Origin of the sequence: Methylomonas fluvii (assembly GCF_014850975.1) — a bacterium.
Taxonomy (GTDB): Bacteria; Pseudomonadota; Gammaproteobacteria; order Methylococcales; family Methylomonadaceae; genus Methylomonas; species Methylomonas fluvii.
Window position 1 is genome coordinate 1,053,319 of sequence record NZ_JACXST010000003.1, and the last position, 21,169, is coordinate 1,074,487.

Annotated in this window: 15 protein-coding genes and 1 pseudogene; 8 read left to right on the forward strand and 8 right to left on the reverse strand. The window is 49.8% G+C overall.

Annotation, left to right across the window (positions count from 1 at the left end):
- Positions 1-161 precede the first annotated feature (161 nt).
- Positions 162-1,433: pseudogene (locus EBB_RS22355) on the forward strand (IS256 family transposase).
- 10 nt (positions 1,434-1,443) lie between these two features.
- Here EBB_RS22355 and EBB_RS22360 read toward each other — a convergent pair.
- Entirely contained in the window at positions 1,444-1,596 is a 153-nt protein-coding gene (locus EBB_RS22360; protein WP_192395880.1) for a hypothetical protein, read from the reverse strand.
- Positions 1,597-1,611: 15 nt separating this feature from the next.
- On the opposite strand from EBB_RS22360, the gene EBB_RS22365 reads away from it, so the two are divergent.
- From EBB_RS22365 to EBB_RS22375, 3 genes are all read left to right on the forward strand, one after another.
- Positions 1,612-2,007: a hypothetical protein gene (locus EBB_RS22365; protein WP_192396470.1), complete on the forward strand. Its 396-nt coding sequence runs from the start codon at positions 1,612-1,614 to the stop codon at positions 2,005-2,007.
- 134 nt (positions 2,008-2,141) lie between these two features.
- Positions 2,142-3,488, forward strand: coding sequence for an IS5 family transposase (locus EBB_RS22370; protein ID WP_225587194.1), 1,347 nt, complete (start codon positions 2,142-2,144; stop codon positions 3,486-3,488).
- The gene (locus EBB_RS22375; RefSeq protein WP_192395881.1) at positions 3,437-3,727 is read left to right on the forward strand and encodes a hypothetical protein; all 291 of its coding nucleotides are present in this window, start codon (positions 3,437-3,439) and stop codon (positions 3,725-3,727) included. The genes EBB_RS22370 and EBB_RS22375 overlap by 52 nt, the downstream gene beginning before the upstream one ends.
- Here EBB_RS22375 and EBB_RS22380 read toward each other — a convergent pair.
- The 7 genes from EBB_RS22380 to EBB_RS22410 form a co-directional block, all read right to left on the reverse strand.
- Complete coding sequence (locus EBB_RS22380) at positions 3,724-4,446, reverse strand: VPLPA-CTERM sorting domain-containing protein (RefSeq protein WP_192395882.1); 723 nt, start codon at positions 4,444-4,446, stop codon at positions 3,724-3,726. The genes EBB_RS22375 and EBB_RS22380 overlap by 4 nt on opposite strands.
- 92 nt (positions 4,447-4,538) lie before the next feature.
- On the reverse strand, positions 4,539-6,797 hold the full coding sequence (locus EBB_RS26570; protein ID WP_192395883.1) for a cytochrome c peroxidase: 2,259 nt from the start codon (positions 6,795-6,797) through the stop codon (positions 4,539-4,541).
- 129 nt (positions 6,798-6,926) lie between these two features.
- Entirely contained in the window at positions 6,927-7,844 is a 918-nt protein-coding gene (locus tag EBB_RS22390) for a hypothetical protein (protein WP_192395884.1), read from the reverse strand.
- A 623-nt stretch (positions 7,845-8,467) separates the two neighbouring features.
- Positions 8,468-9,265 carry a hypothetical protein gene (locus tag EBB_RS22395; protein ID WP_192395885.1) on the reverse strand — a complete coding sequence of 266 codons (798 nt, stop codon included), beginning with the start codon at positions 9,263-9,265 and terminating at the stop codon, positions 8,468-8,470.
- 421 nt (positions 9,266-9,686) lie between these two features.
- Positions 9,687-13,022, reverse strand: coding sequence for a DUF3570 domain-containing protein (locus EBB_RS22400; RefSeq protein ID WP_192395886.1), 3,336 nt, complete (start codon positions 13,020-13,022; stop codon positions 9,687-9,689).
- Positions 13,009-13,248, reverse strand: a complete 240-nt coding sequence (locus tag EBB_RS26575) for a DUF4266 domain-containing protein (protein ID WP_192395887.1) — start codon at positions 13,246-13,248, stop codon at positions 13,009-13,011. Before EBB_RS26575 ends, EBB_RS22400 begins: the two co-directional genes overlap by 14 nt.
- A gap of 1 nt (position 13,249) precedes the next feature.
- On the reverse strand, positions 13,250-13,741 hold the full coding sequence (locus tag EBB_RS22410; protein ID WP_192395888.1) for a TlpA family protein disulfide reductase: 492 nt from the start codon (positions 13,739-13,741) through the stop codon (positions 13,250-13,252).
- Positions 13,742-14,668: 927 nt separating this feature from the next.
- Between EBB_RS22410 and EBB_RS22415 the strand changes: the two genes are divergently transcribed.
- From EBB_RS22415 to EBB_RS22430, 4 genes are all read left to right on the forward strand, one after another.
- Entirely contained in the window at positions 14,669-15,526 is an 858-nt protein-coding gene (locus EBB_RS22415) for a hypothetical protein (RefSeq protein ID WP_192395889.1), read from the forward strand.
- Positions 15,527-15,588: 62 nt separating this feature from the next.
- Entirely contained in the window at positions 15,589-16,404 is an 816-nt protein-coding gene (locus EBB_RS22420; protein WP_192395890.1) for a VPLPA-CTERM sorting domain-containing protein, read from the forward strand.
- 219 nt (positions 16,405-16,623) lie between these two features.
- Positions 16,624-18,153: a tetratricopeptide repeat-containing sulfotransferase family protein gene (locus tag EBB_RS22425; protein WP_225587715.1), complete on the forward strand. Its 1,530-nt coding sequence runs from the start codon at positions 16,624-16,626 to the stop codon at positions 18,151-18,153.
- A 687-nt stretch (positions 18,154-18,840) separates the two neighbouring features.
- The gene (locus tag EBB_RS22430; protein WP_192395891.1) at positions 18,841-20,991 is read left to right on the forward strand and encodes a c-type cytochrome; all 2,151 of its coding nucleotides are present in this window, start codon (positions 18,841-18,843) and stop codon (positions 20,989-20,991) included.
- Positions 20,992-21,169 lie beyond the last annotated feature (178 nt).

Sequence of the window (21,169 nt, forward strand, 5' to 3'; positions counted from 1 at the left end):
CTCGCGCTAGGACAGGTTCGACGGTAGTAACAACAGCTCGCCCATCAAAGCAATGGCGCGAGTTATAACTAAATCTGGTGTACAGCCGGACTTGAAGAAAGGTGGCGCCCTCTGCTGAAATGAGATTGTCGAGATCGAATACCAGCAAAATGAGAGACGCCATGAGTAAAGATAATGCAAAAGAGTGGGATAGCGCTAGTGCGCTCAACGACCCTTTGACAGATTTGTTGAAGATGGGCGCTAAGGCCTTGATCCAACAGGCCGTTGAGGCGGAGTTACAAGCGTTTCTGGGCGAATATGCCAAGGTGACCGATTTACGGGGCCGACAAACGGTGGTGCGTAATGGCTATTTGCCGGAGCGGGAAATCGTGACGGGTGTGGGTAACGTGACGGTCAAAATCCCCAAGGTTCGAGATCGTTCTGGCGGCGGGGTCAAGTTCAACTCGTCGCTAGTGCCGCCGTATGTTCGCAAGGCCAAGCGGGTGGAAGCGGCATTGCCCTGGCTGTATTTGCGCGGTATATCGACGGGTGACATGCAGGACGCCTTGTCGGTCCTGCTGGGCACAGAGGCGAAAGGCTTGTCGCCAGCGGTGGTCAGTCGTTTGAAAGCGCAATGGGCCGAGGATTATCAAGCCTAGCATCGGCGGGATTTGTCGAATCAGCGCTATGTGTATGTGTGGGCCGACGGTATTTATTCGACCCTGCGCGGCGAAGATGACCGCTTGTGTCTGTTGGTGATCATTGGTGTCAATGAGCACGGTGAAAAGCGGCTTTTGGCGCTCTCGGATGGCTATCGAGAATCCAAGGCATCCTGGCTGAGCGTGTTGCAAGATTTGCAGACTCGCGGTTTACAGGACGCGCCGAAACTGGCCACCGGCGATGGGGCTCTGGGTTTCTGGGCGGCGGTGAATGAAACCTGGCCGCAGACACGGACGCAACGCTGCTGGGTGCATAAAACGGCGAATGTGCTGGCTGCATTACCGGATTCGATTCAGGCTAAAGCCAAGGCTGGCTTGAAAAATATCTGGCTGGCAGAAACCAAAGACCATGCCAGCAAAGCCTTTGACAGCTTCCGGCGTGACTTTGAGGCCAAATACCCCAAAGCGGTCAATATTCTGGAAAAAGACCGTGAATCGTTACTGGCGTTTTACGATTTTCCCGCTGAACACTGGGTACACATCCGCACCACCAATCCGATCGAATCGAGCTTTGCGACCATTCGCCATCGGACAACGCGGACCAAGAACTGCGTGTCACGGAATTCGCTGCTAGGCCTAGTGTTCCAGTTGGCACTGACCGCCGAAAAAAGTTGGCGCAAGATACGCGGATTTAAACAACTACCGGATGTGATCAACGGCATTCGGTTTCAGGATGGCATTGCCGTCATTACTGAGTCGGATAAAGCGGCAGAAAATCAGCAGATCGCCGCCTGATTCAATTTGCCTATACACCAGATTTGACTATTTCTCCAATGGCGCTGGTTTGGGTAATGCCTGTGATGCTGGTAAAAAATTCAAAATACACGATAGCTCCGAGTGAGTCAGCCTTACTCCCAATCATCGCTTCCGCAGCCAACGCATTAATGCGTTTTTCCAATGGACTGTCGCCAGCTTGGCATCGCACAGCAACGCCTTCGGGGTTTCCTGCGTCGCAATCAGGGCGTGCAGATGGTTTTGGCGGCGGCCTTCTGACCGGGCAGAGCATCAATACGACGAGCAAACCCGCGTAAAGCCAGGGTTTGATCGATGGTCGTGTCCAAGCGACAAAACCCATGCGCTCGACATATTCCACCAGGGTATTGGCATCGACAGCGTCGGTTTACTGTTTTTCATTAATACCTTGGCAAAGTGTTGCGAGGCCTCGGGATTGCCCCCATCACGGGAATACCGGCGTTATGCGACGCAATCAGTGGTAAATGCCTCACGCGGCGACGTGGTCGATAGCAAACCCTTGATGGCTAAGCGCATCGCCGGCGCCGGCCTGGACGTTTACGAAGGCGTAACCTAACATAGTCGCCCCTGAAAAGCCACAAATTCACGGCTAAAGCATTGAAACACAATAAATAATTGAAGAAAAAGACGGGCAATAATTGCAAGAAATTAGTAAAATAGATATTAATTTCTTGCAAATTTTTATCGAAAATGAAGCCAAAATCCCAAGAAAGTAGCGGCCAAATCGATCTATTCAACACACCACTGGCCGACCTGTTGAATCCGAAGCATGAGCTTTACCAACTGGCAAATTTGATCGATTGGAAAGTACTGGATGATGCGTTCGGTGAATTTTTTACCGAGAACCAAGGCGCTCCGGCGTTGCCAACGCGTCTTATTGCCGGGCTTCATTACCTCAAACATGCGTTTGCACGCTCGGACGAAGCGGTCGTGGCACAGTGGCTTGAAAATCCCTATTGGCAATATTTTTGTGGCGAAGAGTATTTCCAACACCAGATACCTTGCCACCCCACGTCACTGACCTATTGGCGAAAACGGATCGGAGAAGAAGGTTGCGAGTGGATGTTATCGGTGACGATCCAGGCTGGCGTAGCCAGCAAGACCGTGAAGAAACAGGATTTTGAATCGGTGACGGTTGATAGCACGGTGCAAGAGAAAGCCATCACGTATCCGACCGATGGAAAATTGTATGAACGCTGTCGCCAGCACATGGTACGTCTGGCTGAGCAGCATGAGATTACACTACGGCAGAACTACAACCGCAAAGCCCCCTATTTGCTGATGATGGCGAACCGGTACAGTCATGCCAAGCAAATGAAGCGCAAACGCAAAATGCTCAAACAGCTCAAAACTTTGGTGGGTCGGGTTTACCGAGATATCGAGCGCCAATTGACGGATCAATCCGATGCAGTCAAATTGGCTTTTAAAGAGACGCTAGAGAAAACCCAACGGATTTTGAACCAACAACCCCAGGATAAAAACAAGCTGTACAGTTTCCACGCCACGGAAGTCGAATGCATTTCCAAAGGCAAAGTCCACAAGAAGTATGAATTCGGCGTCAAAGTGGGCATCACCGTCACCAACAAAAGTAATTTTGTGCTCGGCGCCCGCAGCTTTTCCGGTAATCCCTACGATGGACACACCCTGGAATCGTGTCTGGAACAGGCGGAGATTCTAAGCGGTACACGCGCAAAAGAAGCTTTTGTGGATTTAGGATACCGTGGTGTCGAGGTCCCGAACGTGACCATTTACAAAGCCCGGCAAAAGAGAGGAATAAACACCCGGCGACTCAAACGCGCCCTCAAACGCCGCAATGCCATCGAACCCGTCATCGGGCACCTCAAAAACGACGGATTGCTGGGCCGCAATTACCTGAAAGGCGAACTGGGCGATGCCATGCATGCCATCTTATGCGGTGCTGGCCACAATATCCGTATGATCCTCAGGCAGTTGAGGATTTTTTTGCCTCATTTTTGGAGACCGCCATGTCGGATTTTGGCGCGGCCATTGAGCGCGCCGTTTTTATTGTCGGCCTGAATGCTGGTGTTCGGAAAATATCGGCTTTTTCAGGGACGACTACCTATGTCTGGACGTTACAGGGCTGGACAAGGCCGCACTCCTCCCCCGTCTGGGCAGCGCCACGATTGCGATGTGTACTGTGCGATGGGGAAAAAGTATTGGCGAATTTGCAGGCTTATTTTTCAGGTGAGGAACTTCCGGATAGAGTGATCTATCCGGCACTACAAACCATGAATCGGCTTATCCTAGCGACTTAAGCAATGTTGGGCTGTTTACGTTTTTTAAAACCCAAAACACCCAGTAAGCCCGCTAAAAACGACCAAACCGCGGCCGGCAATGGCACAGGTGAAGCTAGCATAGTGCTCGTAATTTTAACGTCAGCCGAAAGCGTTTCCGATGCACCGGGATTTAGTGAAAAACTAAATACTCCAGAACTGCCATTGACCGTAAACTGCTCGGAAAAAGGCACTGAAAGCGTAGCGTTAAGATTATCGAAACCGCTGAAAGTGTAGTCGGAGTTGTAATAGTCAAGATAGACATCGCTGTCGGCAGCCTCACCGGCAACTGCGGCATGAAGCATATAGTTCAGCGTTAAATCCACATTGATTACAGCCGTGCTGGAATTAAAAAAAGTCAAACTGAATACGCCGTAATGCTGCGACTTAAACTCACCGGCATTGTCTTGACCGCTCACAGAAAAGCTTAAGGGTGTGTCCAGAGTTAAAGGAAACAAACCGGCACCGTGACTTGGCGTAACCGTACCATTGTCGGCAATCAAGAAAGAGTCCGGACTACCCAACATTTCAAAAGATCCGTCGATATCGAGTCCGTCCGCACTCGAGGAAAGACTGTACGTCAGAGTAGCATAATTACTAAATACGCTTACCGCATGAGCCTGCTGCCCGTAAAACACCGACAATATTGCGACTACCGTCGGGTAAAAAAATCTAGCGCTTCCGTTATTTGCAAATCCCATGTTGAAAATCCTAAAATCTAAAGTTCAAATTGAATGTGGGCTAGCGCAAAATCCGATCGCCCCAGCCCGCATTTTTAACACCTTGTTTACAACTAAGGCGCCAAATAAGTATCGAAAGGCCGAATCGGGTCTTGTAAACCATTCGCCCCCACTGCCGGTATGGTCATGGTTTCTTCTATCGCTAGGTTGCTGTTCAACGGATTACCTGGAGTCACGGCGACATTATCCCCGACATGTCCGTGCGGTACGACAATTTCAGGATGATCGAACGGCGCCTTGTCGTAGCGAACTCGTTCATCGGTGAGCGTTTTCAGAAACTCAATTAAATCGGCTCGTATCGATGCAGGCTGGCCGGACAGAGCGATCTGATTGACAACAATATGCTTGTTATCATTGTTGAAGTTACCCTTTCTGGAATAAAACTCAAGGACTTGCTCCAAAGTAGACATGCTGCCGTTGTGCATATAGGGCCCAGTCAATTCAATGTTACGTAAAGTTGGGACTTTAAACGCAGCCTTGGTGGCAATACTCATTTTCTCTGTCGTCAAGTTCGCTAAAGCCGCAGCGGCTGTGGGAATGTAGGCCGAGCTGGCAACGGTACAGTTTTGGTTTCGCAGCAGCCCCTCTTTGCTACCATCTGCGATAATTCCGTCAGCTACGCCGAACCAACGGAAAAACGGTATCGCGTTATCAGCCAACGCTTTAATAAAGTCGCAGGCTTGCACAGTCGTCACACTCGAGTCCAGCACACCAGCTGGATTATCGAGCAAGTATTGGACATATTGCTTGGTAAATGACAAAGGATTACCAAAATCGTCCACGCCATCCACCCCCAAATCAGAGTCCGGGTCCGCTACGCCTGTGTTGGCAAAACCCAAGTCCATCAATTTGTAATAGCTGGTAGCGCCATTTCGAGTAGTGTCCCGAGTCACAACATTCGCGGCTGGTGTGATACCGCCGATTCTGCCGCCGTCACCGTCACCGATAGCATTCGGACCGTAAGGAATAGGTTGACTAAGCGGTCCGTAATTCATGCCGGGCGTAGGCGTCACCAAACTCGCATTGGTAGCTACCGCGGCAATGCTTAAGGTCGGCCCACCATGGCACAGTTGACAATGGTTGCCGGTAAAAGCCTCAAACCCGCGTGTCAGGGTATCAATTTTTTCCTGGTCGTACCCTAAGTTAGTCCAAATAGGCTCCAAACTATCTGGGTCGCGCGCGGTCAAATCGATTGGGGCCTGGTCCGATATTAACGTGCCTTGGTATAACTGTAATGCGATACCGAAAAACATCGAAAAATTGGCTTCCATTTGGTCGTAAGGGGCTCTTCCCGGACGCCCCCCGAAAGGACCGATACCGCTGTAAGACCAGTATTTCTGATTAAAAGCTTGCTTGATAAGTGCTTTATAAGTGGTATTGAGGCCCGGCTGCAAATTTCCAGCGCTGCTCAAACTATATGGACCAAGCACACTATCTTCGTTGTGAACCTTTTGGTTCTGTAGAGGCTGCCTTAACAATAACTTTCTTCCGATATCCGGCCAAACTCGCTGCCGGCATCCCATTTCCGAATCACTCAAAGGCGGAGCAACCGCAAGTGAGGCCAACGAAGAATTGAGCAAATGTAAGCGTGATTTTTGAACATTCCGCGCATTGACTTTCTCCCAGACACCTGCCGTCGGGTCACGGTCGCCCCATGGACTACTGCCGTTAAACACGTTATTGGCTCTGCCGTCCCAAAAATTGCGATGATTAAAAACCGCGTTGATCACGGTTGGCGCGTTACGCGGCTCAACCCTCCGCGTCCCAATACCATTCACGTGAAACACCGGATCAGCGCCTCTGGCGCATTGATCGTTATTGCCACTAAACTGTGATGCACTAATGAAGGTTCCGCTAAAAGTACCTGCCGAAGACACTACATCGTCGGAATTAAAGGTGACCTGACTCGCTGAATTTAGCGGATCGCTATATCGACGTAGCGGAAAGTCGGCAACGCTGAGTTCGTGATTGGGACCACCCAAGCCGGTCGGCAACGCTTCGAAGGTTTGCCCGCTGGCTTGAGTACTTTTTTGACCAGGATTGATTTGATTTTTGACACGGCTATCCGCGCCGGCATGGAAATGACAAGAACCGCAAGCCATGCCATCACTGCCGACATTGACATCCCAAAATAACGCTTTACCTAAAGCGATCGCTTTATTCTTGTCCACAACAATGGGATTTGGACCATCGGTAAGTCCCGGCACGGGCGGAACCGGCACACGTTGCAGCGGCATAGGCATAGGCCCATGGGCAACTGCTGCCTGCGACACGACCAAACAACACATAATAACAATATCGGTTAATCTCATTTTTTGCCTCTAAATTAATCCTATCCGTCGCTTGATCAAGTATGCCGCAACATTGCCACCAACAGCCAACTCGCCAAGTCGCCAAGTCTCGTTGCAAGAGCGGCGAATTCACTCTTGCAACAGTAGCGTTTACCGTGAAAACTTACTCGAATTGCGCTTACCAAAGCCCAGCAAACCGACCAAAGCACTACCAAATAGCCAAACAGCACCAGGCAACGGGACTGGAGCGGCAGTGCTAAGATTCAATCGATACCCAGCGTGCGGGTTAAAGTTACCTTCTCCCGAGTTACCGCCTAGATATATTGAATAAACCTGTCCGGCAACTGCGGTAAACACCAATGCGTTCGTAGCGTCTACGGTCGCGTCATGCGTCAAATAGGTTAGGCCGGTGGTGCCCATGGGGTTGTCCGCGGTAAAACTGGTCTCGTTCCAACCCGCATGGTGACTATAGTTGGGGGTTGTAGCCTTGGATGTATCCGTATCCATGCCGGTAAAAACCGTAACACCAAAATTGCTCCACGACTTATCGGGCTCGGAAACATTAAACAGTGGCGTTAACCTGATGGATACTTCGGTGGTAACGTCGGATTTGAACAAGCCTATATCGGTATTGTGCGCCCAGCCGGTAGAGCCATCGAACCAAGCACCTTTAGCTGTATCGATATTAGCCAAGTACGTTGTACCCGCCACTGGACCCCATGCAGTCCCGTAGCGCGTCGCGGCATCGGCTTGCGAAATCTCCAAGGAATCTCCCGCAGCCGTGACATGCGCCGCCCAGTTCGCAATCGACAAGCCTTCGTAGCCAAACGGCCTTACCGCACCAACTGTTCCCAACCAAGGCAAAGGGGTTCCGGTATTAGTACCATTGTTATTGCGAGTCCAGCCGTCGGTAGATAAGGCCGCCGCATCGGTAGGATTACCGTTGGTAATGGGCTTATTGGTGTTATACATCGTGGTGGAGGCTGAAGCATTTGATACGCCAGCGAGGGTTATTGCGCCGCCAGCGATAGCTAAAGAAATAGCTTTGGCAAGTGTGTTTCTTATCATCAGATTTATCCTAAAAAATATGTCCAAAAAAAGTTACTACTGAACTAGACTGCTAATGACAAAAAGGTCATTGTTGATCCCTTACGCTAAGCATCAACCGAGAATTAGCAAAAACGATGCCATAGCGAAAAGCCTTATAAAGCCTCGCCTTAACCAACAATAATCAGACCCCAGGAAGAAAAAACAGGTTAAATCACTTAATTAAATACGGGAATTGGCGCCAAAGAGCGCCGATGCGAATGCAAGACCAACACCGAAAGTATGGTCAGTCACTTGTGAACAAAATAATGCCGTTTTTGGTTAGATCAATAGCGGACCAAAAAACGTCCTTTGCAAATTAGACTTCATATTTTTCACAGTCAACGCGACAATTATAAGACTTTGGTCTAATTTACTTTTTACCAACAAGCGCATTGTTGGTCGTAAATTTTCCATAAATTAATCTATGTTATATACAGCATAGATTTACTGGCATTTACCCTATTTTTACCCCCTCAGGTAACGGCGAGCAAGCCATTTTCAGGGGCTACTTTATAGCCACCACTGCCATTCCGCTACAAACAAAGAAGGGCAAGACGAACTCGCCTTGCCCTCCAGTTCAAGCAGGATTTCAAATAACCAGTTTAAATCATCGCTTTTCTGCGGCCTTGCGCAATCATGCCCAACAAAGCGGAACCGAACAACCACACCGCGCCAGGAACCGGCACGCTTGAAACAGGCGCATCCAGCGTAATATCGTCAATACGGATGTCCCAATCCGGATAACTGCCCAACGCATAATTAACGGTTGGACTGTGATTAAAGCCCTGGAAAGTCAGCCAGAACGCGCCTATATCACCCCAATCGGAATCGGCAGCCAACAGGTCACTTAAAGTGACGTTCTGATCGAAAGTACCATCGTTAGCTACGACATAGCTAGCGATAGGTGCAGTATTACCGCCTTCTGGGTCGCTGCTTGAACCGGCACCACCACTAGTAGCACCAGCAGCTGTCAGCAAGCCGTTATTAATAGCATTGCTATAACCGTACAGCACGAAATTGCCACCCGCCTCGCCATTGGTTACGTTCAGGTAAATATTTTGCAAGCTGAAGTTGGAAAGATCAGCCATACGCACATAGAGACCGGTGGAATCCGGATGGTACTGCGCTTCGCGATCACCTGAAGTACCTTGACGATGATAATGAGCGCCGGAATCAGTAGGATCGCCCACAGTACCCACTACGATACCGTTTTGAGCGAAGCAATTGGAATCTGGACAGCCACCGATAAAAGCGCCAGTTGTTTCATTGGCGTTACCATAAGTAGCCGCTGTCATTCCTTGGAAATCGACAGTCGCCGCTTGAGCATTAGTCGCTAAAGCCGCCGTGCCAACCAAAAATAAACCACCCAAGGTCTTGAGTGTAAAAGCTTTGTTCATCATCGATAAAATCTCCATCAGATAAAATCATTACGCAACAGACCGATGGCCTGTCATTCAGTTTGAATGTCCGGATTTCGGGGGATTGGACATTTACATTCAAAAGCGCTGGTCAAATCTATTTTCCACTCCACCAACGGCAATCCATGGGAGGCTAAAACCTGGCTTACCGAATTCTTGAGGTGTACGACGATTTGTTCAGCACTTGCATCAGGGAATTCCGCCTAGAAAGCGGGCTTAGCTAGCAGATTTCCCGACAAAGCTACAGCAGTTATCATGCCATCCTTAGGAAATCATATGTTCTGCGGGCTCCACGGCTTTCGCTCTGGCGAAAAAATCGAATAATTGAGCCATATCACTTATTTTCTGAAAAACCGAGGCAAAGCACTTACATATTTGCTGAGTGGCAAAATACCAGGCCTTTCTAAAACGCATAATTCCAAGTAGCCGACAACACACCTTCGCGCTCCAGCTGGAAACCGTTAAATTTGTCGGCGACAGGCTGCTGCCATTCCACACTAAAGTTGTGACCTGCCATCGCACCATCCGGCACGTTCAGATTTAGACCGAAGCCAACATCCCAGAATTTACCGCCGTAGTTGGCTGGACTGTCAACCGTCGCACCCGAAGAGCTTATTCGATTAAACGCACCGCGTATTTTGCCCTGGTCGGTATAAATACCGCGCAACGTGGCCGAGAGCCAAGTGGACACGCTATAGCCACCCCAAGCCGTGGCCTGAAACATGTCACCCAAGGCGTAACCCGATGGATTTCGGTCCTGTAAACGCTTGGTACCGCTAAGTTGAGCACCCCAACTCCAATCACCAATTTGACCGGTATAAGTTAAACTCGGTTTGAAGTCCCAGGTACCGCTGCCAAGTTGCATGCCGTAATCTTGTAACTCGCTGTCCGGCTCGTCTCTACCATCCAGCGTCACGCCCACATCGCCGCTAGGCGCACTAAGGCCCACACCGGCATGCACATGATGACCGGGCGCATCGAACACCTTGACCATCGCCACCATCAGCGTGTCACCCAAACCGTGACTTTCGTGCCCAGCCCCGTGTGCAGTCTCTGCAACCGCCCCCGGCAATTGCTCCAGGCTCATGTTCATATCCATCAACTGCGGCATCAGCATCAGATTTAGCCAATCAGTAGGTGCGTACATCAAATCAAGCATATGCATGTGCATACCCATTTCGGTCGGCCTCGAGATACAACTGGTTGTACCGCAAGCATAATTCAACACAGCGCTGTCGCCGACGGCATGCGAGCCTTGATACATGCCGCCGGACTGATTGGCGTACATGTATCGATAACCTACCATGATGTCGTCCGCACTATTCATCATATGCGCGAACATCACGCCAGCCGGGGCCGATGCGCCGTGATTATGGTGATGATGGTGATCGCCGGCGCCACCGCCGAAAATTTGTCCTGGTGCCGATAGCGCGATATTGAGTCCGGCATGCGCCATCCAATAACTAAAATCGGCGTAATCACTTTCGCCACCCCCACCCAATTTCAGATTACCTTGATGGGTGTAATACTCCATACCCAATTCCAGTTTGATACCACGATTGAACTGCTTGGCTACGGTAACACCGCCGCTCAGGGCACCATAGCCGGAAAGGCGGAAATCGCTGGAATACATCCCGTCGGCGCGCGGAGCCAAAAAATACGGCGCGAAAAAATCGGCCTGCGATTGCGAGTAATAGCGCAGACTAGGCGTAACGGTGAGACCGAAAGGCAGTTTTTGCAGCCACTTCATTTCCATAGTGTGGGAATCAATGCCCCAGTCATCCCGAAAATAACGATAATCCATGTGCAAAGCGGCGTCGACCGCCGGGATATATTGATTCAGCCGGGTAGAGAAAGAAAATTGATTCCTCAGATTTGGACGAACTTCGCGGAATAAATCGATACCGACAATTTCCAGATTTGTAATGCCACTCCAGTTTACGGTTTCCGGCGAATTAAACATCTCATAATATTCTTCGGCAGTAACTTCGCCACGTACGTACACATATTTATAAGGGTTGCTAAGGTATCCGCTTTGCCGGGTGTAGTTGGCCGAAAGTTGCAATAATGCATTTTTATTAAGTACTTGGGACAGACCAAGATTGAATCCATTGGACTCACTAGACTCATCAAGCTCAGGATAAATCGCCGGATTGTGGCCGGGATCTTGTGAATGATGATCGCTGTGCCCACCACTGCTTCGCGTAACATCATTGTGGGTGTAACTATAACCAGCCGAAACAGTGGTAAGTTTGTTATTGAATTCCTGCAAGAAATTAACCGAACCGAAGTTTGAGTTGAAATCGGGTTCGTTCGATTGACCGCCGGAAACCCCCAAAGTAGCGTCATCGAAATAATATTTGGCGCCGAATACGGGTTGCGTGCGGGTTTCTTGCGGCTGAGTCTGGAACGTTTGCTTAACCCGAGTGCTGGGCGGGACAACTTGGTTCAGAAAATTGCGGTATATACTGATCAAGGCGCTCTTTTCGAATGCCGCCTTTTGTGCGGCCGCATTATCAATAATAGCTTGACGCTGAGATGCTGACGCCGTTTCAAGACTGCGCTGATATGCACTATAGGCCTGCATCCATGCAATTTGTTCCGGTGTTGCGTTGGCAAATTGCGCCGGGTCAAGATTGATGTCGTCAACCCGTAGCTCAAAATCAGCGCCTGAATTTGTCACATCTTGTATATAACCCTTGTAATGAATCCACAGCGCATTAATATTCGAGAACGAAGAATCAAGAGCCAAAATTCCGGTATGGTTGGTGGCAACTTGTTGATAAGCCACTCGATTCGCGTAATTTGCGCCATCACCCGTGCTCAAGTGTTGATTCACTGCCGAATTGAAACCGAGGATTTCCCAGACATCATTAACGCCTGAGCCATTTGCTTGCAGACTGTTAAAAAACATATTTGCAACGCGAAAAGCCTTACCATCCAATTCGCGAATATAAATGCCCGATGAGTCGGCATGGTATTGGATTTCACGATCTGCAATTGTGCCTTGTCGATGGAGATGTCCGTCGGGGTTTAGAGGATCGGTAATTGTGCCAACTACAATGCCATTTTGTTGATAACACCCCGCTCCACCCGGGCAGAACCCGCCAGTATTGGCATCAGCCTTACCGTAAACAGCCGCGTTGACCCCCTGAAAATCGATAGTAACTGCGCTGGAAATAGTCTGTCCCCAACCCGCCGGAAAACCGGGTGCTGGATTAGCAGCTTGATACTGGGTAAGCAGTTGATCGGTATTCGCCGTTATAGCAGCGGTACCCTGCTGGATTAAATTCAATTCGAGCTGTTGGCTTTGGGATCCTATGGCTGTATATGCTTCGAATGGTTCTTTAAATGACATTACACCTTGATATCCGGCCAACTTGGTCGGATCTACTCCGCCCGAGGCTGCCGAAATCACATCGGCACGATTCTGGTTTTGATCTATTTTCGTTTGGTTCGCCATCACCTCGGGCATGCTGAACGACGGCGTCGCCCCACTGTATGTATCCCGATCCACGCTGAAGGTAAACTCCAGGCGATCCGACATGGGAATCACAAAATCGCCGTGATATACCTCTACGCGCATTCGGTTATCGCTTTCCTGATAATAGCCGTACTGCGCGTTGGCCTCGGCCTGGGTCGTCGGCGTTGCCGCATGACTATCCAGCCCGGGCAATCCTAACGCTGCAGATGTCAGCGCAGCTAGAACCTTGTTTTTTTCGGGCTTAGTTACAGCCACAGCCCCCCCCCGAACCGCCATGTCCACCCTGAGAGGCTTCCTTGCTGGTAAAAATATGATCTCGAAAAGCTTCCCTGTTCGGATGCGGTGTGATCGCCATTTCCTCTTTGGCAAGATTGCCTCTTTCCCAAGGAGATACGGCGCTACAGCCAAAACATTGAGTCAATACACTCAGAGCTAGCCCTTTGCATATAAGCGAAACAATCCGATTGTTATCCAACAACATCTTATTCGCTCAATAACTGGGTAATCTGCTTGCGCAACCCTTCTTTGTCTTCGTCGCGAAATCCTAAATGAATCAACCGAATTTTGCCTTGTTTATCGACGATAAATGAAGACGGCATGGCTGTTACTTCGAAGATACGCGGACAGTCGCCTTCTGGATTAAACGCCATCGGATAATCGACTACGGCGGATTTCAAGTATTCTTGCGCAGCTTCAATGTCTTCATCGACATTGATTCCTATCACTTCAAAGCCGTCCTTGAGTTGTTCATTGCGTAAACCGTTCAAAAAAGGCATCGCTTTCCGGCACGGGCCGCACCAACTCGCCCAAAAATCGATCAATACCACTTTGCCCTTGTAAGCGGAAATATCTAGCCTAGTAGTCCTATCCGCCGAAGTTGCGGGGCAACTCGGCACCGAACTTCCTATCTCTGCGGATAACACCATACTGCAATGGGCTATGAGGCAAAACGCTGCTACAACTTTTAATTTCATGGTCTGGGTATGTCTATAATGTTGCTGTTATTGCCGTTTAGTTTTTTGAACCTGCAGTCACAACCAACGCCTCCCGGCCCAGGGAAAAGACTACGGACTACTTTTGCAAGCAATACACAATCGACATCTTTCAAGATAAGCCAAGCTCATGCTTGCTGCTACACCCAATTTATAGCAAATACTATGCCACAAATAATATTGCGAATTATAAAACTCTAAAAACCAGGCAACCGGTCCGGTTGCGGCATGTGAACATGTTACAAATACACCTATCGAAGTTCGTTAAAAACCGTAACAATCTGCCCAGTAAACCAGCAAAATCAAAGCATTGTGGTGTTCCTATCGGAACCGCCTCCGAGATGTTGTACAGTTTTAATACGGTCGAATATGCGCAATCAGCAATTCGAATAACGTTCATTTGCAGACATTGAGCTCTGCATTCAACCCAGATTGTCCATTAGAGGCTGAATCGCCATAATATCAACAAGTTACTCTAATGGCATCCATTAGAAATCGTCAGAATTCGGTGTATTTCTGGCGAATGGATTATTTGGGTTCAAGTTTAAACCTGCCTGGCATACTGGTTTATACGTTAGATAAAAAGCCTAAAAATATTAGTAATCACCCGCAATTACGCCGATACGTCGCTATATAACATAGTTTATTTATTATCCTTTCAAACCTTTGCTGGCTGAATCACCGCACGCCCTCAGCCGCTCCCTGATTCAGCCGTTTATAAGGTTGGCCGACGAAATGCCTAACGAACATGGTACGGATATTGCGGCAGCTTTTGACGTATTGCCTATCCTACGTTGCGACCTATGACCCACTGTTTGATTCCACTGAGCTCTAGCCTTAAAACACATCAAGGACAGACATGTTCTTTGATTTTCATACCTCTAAAACTTTTCAAGGATAAAAATCACTATGCAGAAATCGATATTTCGCTGCCTGACTACCAGCAGCCTTATTCTGGCGAGTTCGCAGTCCTTGGCAGCAATTACGCCGCCCACCTTACCAACCGTGATTGGATTCAGCGCCTTAGGTACTGCAACTGCCGGCAAACCCGATCTTCCGGCAAACTCTGCAACAGGCGGCTGTCCAGGCCCCTCGGCTATTTACGGCACATGCTACCAGGAGGACGGTTTTCTGGTGGGAGTGGTTTACGAGGGAGGCGGCGAACATATTCATAGCGCGACAGTTAGCGGGAACAAACGCGCTCAATATCATGCCGATTCCACCGGCATATATATCAGGGCTAAAAACAGTTCCGCCTTTAGCCTAGATAGCATGGACTTCTTTGCCCCGATTAATGCCGGCAACCCTATTTACGGCGATAATCCAACTTATACCGCCTACGATGACGGCAATGGCGGACAGTACTTGGTACCCGAGCCAGTTTCTTCTAGCCCCAACGACACAGCCTTGCTAGGCGACAACGAATATTGGGAAATTCTGGGTTTTAATAGCGCTGCGAATCCAGGCCTTGCCGGCGCGACCAGCGACGGCACCAATTACTCGACACGCGTGGCGTATCAAACTGTCGCTAATGGCTTCCAAGGCAATTTGCTGCTCAACGAAGACTTTCGAAATATTAGTGCCTTCTGGATCCATTACCACGGCTTTCCCCGCGTTCCGGACATCGGAATCAGCTTCGGCATGCAATTAGACAACGTCAATATTTCCACGGCAGTGCCGATTCCAAGCGCAGCTTGGCTATTTATCACCGGCCTCGCAGGCATATGGACTGCTGCCGGAACACTCCGTGACCGAGGTGAGGCTTAATTTGACTATCGGCATTTGTTAAATCTTTTACAACTCCCTCTTCCCCCAACCTGGAGATATTTATGAATAAAGCAAAACCGGCTTTAGCGGTAATTTGGTTAGCAATGCTTGCAGCAAGTAGCCATGCCGACGCGGCGATTACCGCCCCAACCTTCGTCGACTTCGGCGTAAAACCCGATAGAGCTTCGCCGAATCCGGTACTACCGGTTGGCGCCTATTACGGCCACGCCAACACCGCCCCCGGCGCCGATGGCACTTGCAATACCACGGCATGCATTTATCAGAATGGTCTTGTCGTCGGCACATTGTCGGAAGCAATCAATACCGGGGGGCATCTACATGCACTGAATTCCGTGACGGATTCCGAGGTGTCTTACCATGCTGATGCACCGGGTGTCTATATAAGAGCCCTAGACTCGACCGCGTTTAGTCTGCACAGCATACAATTCAAAGCACCTTACGCCGCCGAAGGAAATCCTTATGCCGGCGGAACGCCAATACCGGAAAGTTTTGATCCGGCAATTCATTTTTACGAAATCATAGGGTTTAGCAGCGCCTTGAACCCGGAGTTGACCAATGGCGACGGCACCCACTATAGCAACCGAGTAGCCTATCAGACCATTGAAAATGGCTTTTCCGGAACGCTGGCACTGAATCAAGACTTTGCGAATGTCGCGGCGGTCTGGATACATTTCCATGGCGCGCAAAGCGTTGAGGATATAATCGAAATCGGCGCGGAATTCAAAGTGCAAATTGACGATATTGCCGTAGATGCGCCAACAGCAGTACCCCTTCCCGCCGCGAGTTGGATACTCGGCAGCGGACTGTTAGGCTTGATTTCGATTGCCAGAAAAAACCGGCAGCCAACATCACGCTAAGTATGCTCACAACCACCTGATAATAGCTGGCGCGGCTAAGATATAATCAGCGTCAATAACGTATTGAAACCCCTGCGGCAGGAGGCCAAGACAAATTACAGCAAACCGCAATCCCCTAAAGCACCTCACATAATTGATTTAAGCGAGTTTTGCAACTTCGCTTAACAATAAAAACGCCCCCGCAGACAACTGTCATTCGATTTTATAGCGATAAACACCATGAACCAATTCATGCAGCTCGGCCAAGCCGCCGTCCAACAGAAAAATTTCAGCGAAGCCGTGGCATGGTTTACCAAGGCAGCCGAGGCTAGCCCTAAAGATCCGCAAATCAAGGCTTGCCTGGGACAATCGTTATGTTGGCAGGGGCAGCGGGAGGAAGGCTTGGCGCACCTTCATCAGTCGGGGCAACTGCTTTTAAAAAAGGCCCGCAAAAGCCGCGACATCGGCTTGGCCCTGGATATGGTCGACCAATTGCAGTATTGGAATGACTTTCCCGGCGCGTTGGCACTATGCAAACAAGCCGTGCAAATTAATCCGGGGCAATTACGCGCTTATCAATTGCTGGCCTTGACCTACTCTCGTCTAAATCAGAAAAAACCCGCCCTTGCAGCCGGTCGGCAGGCATTGAAATTAGCGCCGAACAGCCCGGTACTGGCGATTTTACTCGCCACTCTGGAAGCTGCCGATGGTCTGAACCAAGAAGCCAAACAACGCTTGGAAAAGGTATTGCAAAATACCTTATTGACCACCGAAGAAAGGTTCCGAGCCCATAAAGAGCTGGCCCGCATCCTTGACAAGCTTGGAGAATATGAACGGGTTTTCGCGCATTTGCATGCAGCTGCCGAACAGGCACCGCGCCTGGCAGAAGTAAAACGCCAAGACGCCGGCTTAGTGCCAAAAATGCTGGAACAGCATAAGTCGGAATTTGATAGCGAATTATTGGGACGCTGGGCCAATACCGAATTCCCCACCGACCAACCGGCACCGGTTTTTCTGTTGGGCTTTATGCGTACCGGCACTACCCTAACCCAGGAAGTGCTGGCCGCCCATCCGGAAGTTTTTGTCGCGGACGAAACCGATCTGGTAATTTCGTTGGTGAAGGAAGTGAATCGAATATCGAATGGACAAGGTAGTCTCGCCGAGCAACTACGGAAACTCGATTTAGCTGGCGTGCTGCATCTACGCGCGTTTTACTGGCAGCGAGCCCGCGCCTTGTACGGCAATAACATCGGTACCCGATTATTGCTGGATAAGACCACGATGAACACCATCGATCTGGGCTTGATCAACTGCATTTTTCCGGACGCCAAGCTGGTATTTTTGCTGCGCGATCCCCGCGACGTTTGCTTAAGTTGCTTCATGCAAACCATGTTGCCGACGCCATCAACCGTGCAATTACTAAGCTGGGAGAGCACTGCCCGGTTTTATGCGCAAGTCATGGATTGGTGGCTAACTATCAGACCTAAATTAACGATGCGTTTCATCGAGTTCCGCTACGAAGACGCGGTATTTGATTTCGAACCGGCATTCCGAAAGGTATTTGATTTTATTGGTTTGGAGTGGGATCCGGCTGTCGCCGAATTCCATAAAAAAGCAGCCGGCAAGTACATCGCCAGCCCCAGTTTTAGTCAGGTCGCGCAACCTTTATATTCATCATCAGTTGGCCGTTGGCAGCATTATCGGGCGGAATACCCACCCATCCTGCCTGAGCTGAAAGCATTTATAAACGAGTTTGGCTACGAAAATTAGCTTTAATTGAGGGCTGGGGAGGGGATTCATGTCCGGAACCCCGGCCTACTCAAAGCGATTGGTTTTCCGAGCCATTAACCGAGAACAGCCAATCCACAGCAACTGAACACAGATACGTCGCAAGCCACTCAACCCGACCGCAAGACCTAGATAGCCTGGAATTTAAGGTAAATAACCCAATTTCCGACACGCCAAATAGCCAAAACTCGCCCACCGGAAGAGCTCACCCCCAAAAACCGGATAAATAATGCCTGAATTTGCAGAACAAAAAAATATTTCCCAGCAAAAGCCTCTAAAACATACCCTTTAGCGAAAACTTACAGCACTTTTAGCCCGGCTAATTTAAATGACTGTGTCATATAACGCACACATAGGGCATATGACCCACTTATCCAAAAGCTAGAAATTTGACATATCGAAAAAATCATCTAGCGACCCGAAGATGCTTGTTCTCAGCCAATAAAATCAGAACATACTAATTTCTTGTTATTGATTTATATAGAATTTCTCTATCAACTTATTATAAAACACAATCAGGCATGGCTATTGCTTTGGCCTAGGGGATGCCGCGCTGGAACACAATTTAATTGGTTACCATGATCAGAAACATCCGGAACCGTGCTTTCTATCAAATCCCGTCGTTGTGCGCCGCATCAGCCTTATTTAGCTCAACCCAGGATTATAAGCATGAAAAAACAATTAAAAATTCCCTTGGCTTTTGCCGCCGCCATCGCCTTGGGCTATGCTCTTACCCCCAAACCGGAAACCCCCTTCACCGGCCACGGCAATGTCGATGCCTTAAGTAAAGTCTACGAACGCTGGAGAACCGCACACGAACAACAAGGAAACCTGGAGGTTTTGCGTGTCGGCTTGGGCTTTTCGCGAGCACAATCTCGGCAATTTACCGCTGCCAATGGCGAAGCGGCATTGAATCTGCTGAATGGCCAATTAAGCGTGGCGGTCAGCGGCTTATCCAATGAAGAACAATACGATGTTTGGCTGCTGGATAATCACAAATCCGGCGATAACCTAAACGATAAAGCAATCAAAATTGGCGCATTGTCGGCCCATGAAGATACACATTTACTGACAACCCAATTGGACCGCGACCGCTTCACCGGCTTTACGATGGATGCCGTCGCGATTGCCAAAACCGGAGAGACACCGCAAACCGGCGGCCTGTTATTCGGCTCGCCAAGCTTACTGCAACGCTTATATTACACCGAGCGCTATTGGCCGGCGGCAACGATAGGCGCCGTAACGACAGAAGAGAACGCCCGCCCCGCACAAGCGGCGTTCGAATTTTTATTACCCAAAACAGCACAAGCCGCGGTAACTTCGTCGGCGGTCACCTCGCCCGAACAACTGACGCAACTGATCGCCACCGGGCAACAGCTGTTTACCGAACAAACCTTTAACGGTAACGGCCGCACGTGCGCCACCTGCCACAGGCCGGACAACAACCACACCATCGATCCCAGCTATATAGCCAAGCTGCCGAAAACCGATCCGTTGTTTGTAGCCGAGACCAATCCGGTATTGGCCGATCTGGAAAAACCAGCGCTACTGAGACAGTTTGGTTTATTCGTGGCCAATGTCGATGGCTTCGATAGGCCGCCGGTACTGCGTAGCTCGTCGCATCTGTTGGGTATAGCCAACACCTTAACCTTTGAAAAAACCGTCAATCCAGGCTACGGCAACGGCGAATTCACTCAGGATACGGATTATTTCAACGCTCACGATCCCGAAGCGCAGCAATCCGGTACGCATACGCATGCTATCGGTTGGTCTGGAGACGGCGCACCCGACGGCGGGTCGCTGCGAGACTTTGCCAAGGGAGCCATTAAACAGCATTTGCCCAAAACCATGATTCGCGCTGAAAACATCGACTTTAGATTGCCTACCGAAGCCGAGCTGGATGCGTTGGAAGCTTATATGCTGTCTCTAGGCCGCAGTGAAGAAATCAATCTTGCCAATATGTATTTCAAGTCGCCGCTGGTGCAAAACGGCTTGTTATTGTTCAACACCAAAAACAATCCCAAACTTGCGGACGGTACGGTGTTATTCGGCACCACCGGCAACTGCAACGGCTGCCACTCCAACGCCGGCGGCATCAGCTCCACCACCAACGCCAACCCTACCCGCGACACCGGCGTCGAGCGTATGCGCGACCAATTGCATCATCTGGCCGATCCTAATCTGGCCTACGATGGCGGTTTCGGACAAACCCTACAAACCGATTGCGGCCCGAACTTTAACGAAACCTGTTACAGCGACGGCAGCGTAGCGCCGGCCGGCACCACGACGCGCCCAGCGGGACATCAGGGGTTGAATCGTTTCAACACGCCATCGCTGATCGAAGCCGCCGATACCGCGCCGTTCTTCCACAACAACAGCGTGACCACGTTGGAAGAAACCGTAGCGTTTTACAGCTCCGATGCGTTTAACAGTTCGCCGGGCGCATTTACGTCAAGCAAAGCCAACCGCCAAGGCAAACTGGATTCCTCGCAAGTGATTGCCGTCGCTTTATTTCTGCGCTCCATCAACGTGCTGGAAAACATCCGCAGTTCTAATCTTTTAGATCAAAAAGCCATTGCGTTGAGCGGCGATCAAAGCGTTAAAACCTTGAAATTGGCGATTGCCGATACTCAGGATGCTATCGACGTACTCAAGGAAGCTGTCATCAATCCCTATCCGGATGCGCTAGACAAACTGCAGCAAGCACTTTATTACGAAACACAAGCAACCAATAAGCTTTATCCAAACCGCTCGACACTGATGCAAAACGCTATAAACCTGAAGAATCAGGCACGGGGCATGATAGTCAGCGGCGGTTAGCCGCCACGGCCGGGACGGACATGTTCCAGTCCCGGCATTTCGGCAAGTCGTTCACCTAAGCTTTAAACAAAGCCTCTCCTGGGTTAGCCAACGCCCAGTTGAGGAACCGGATTCCAGTTTTTACGGGCGTAGCAACGCCAGGGAATTTAAAGGCTGGTTTTGCAAAACCCACTAGCCC

Coding starts and splice junctions, on each gene's coding strand:
- EBB_RS22370 (WP_225587194.1), top strand. CDS start 2,142: ATGAAGCCAAAATCCCAAGAAAGTAGCGGCCAAATCGATCTATTCAAC.
- EBB_RS22375 (WP_192395881.1), top strand. CDS start 3,437: ATGTCGGATTTTGGCGCGGCCATTGAGCGCGCCGTTTTTATTGTCGGC.
- EBB_RS22380 (WP_192395882.1), bottom strand. CDS start 4,446: ATGGGATTTGCAAATAACGGAAGCGCTAGATTTTTTTACCCGACGGTA.
- EBB_RS26570 (WP_192395883.1), bottom strand. CDS start 6,797: ATGAGATTAACCGATATTGTTATTATGTGTTGTTTGGTCGTGTCGCAG.
- EBB_RS22390 (WP_192395884.1), bottom strand. CDS start 7,844: ATGATAAGAAACACACTTGCCAAAGCTATTTCTTTAGCTATCGCTGGC.
- EBB_RS22395 (WP_192395885.1), bottom strand. CDS start 9,265: ATGATGAACAAAGCTTTTACACTCAAGACCTTGGGTGGTTTATTTTTG.
- EBB_RS26575 (WP_192395887.1), bottom strand. CDS start 13,248: ATGTTGTTGGATAACAATCGGATTGTTTCGCTTATATGCAAAGGGCTA.
- EBB_RS22410 (WP_192395888.1), bottom strand. CDS start 13,741: ATGAAATTAAAAGTTGTAGCAGCGTTTTGCCTCATAGCCCATTGCAGT.
- EBB_RS22415 (WP_192395889.1), top strand. CDS start 14,669: ATGCAGAAATCGATATTTCGCTGCCTGACTACCAGCAGCCTTATTCTG.
- EBB_RS22420 (WP_192395890.1), top strand. CDS start 15,589: ATGAATAAAGCAAAACCGGCTTTAGCGGTAATTTGGTTAGCAATGCTT.
- EBB_RS22425 (WP_225587715.1), top strand. CDS start 16,624: ATGAACCAATTCATGCAGCTCGGCCAAGCCGCCGTCCAACAGAAAAAT.
- EBB_RS22430 (WP_192395891.1), top strand. CDS start 18,841: ATGAAAAAACAATTAAAAATTCCCTTGGCTTTTGCCGCCGCCATCGCC.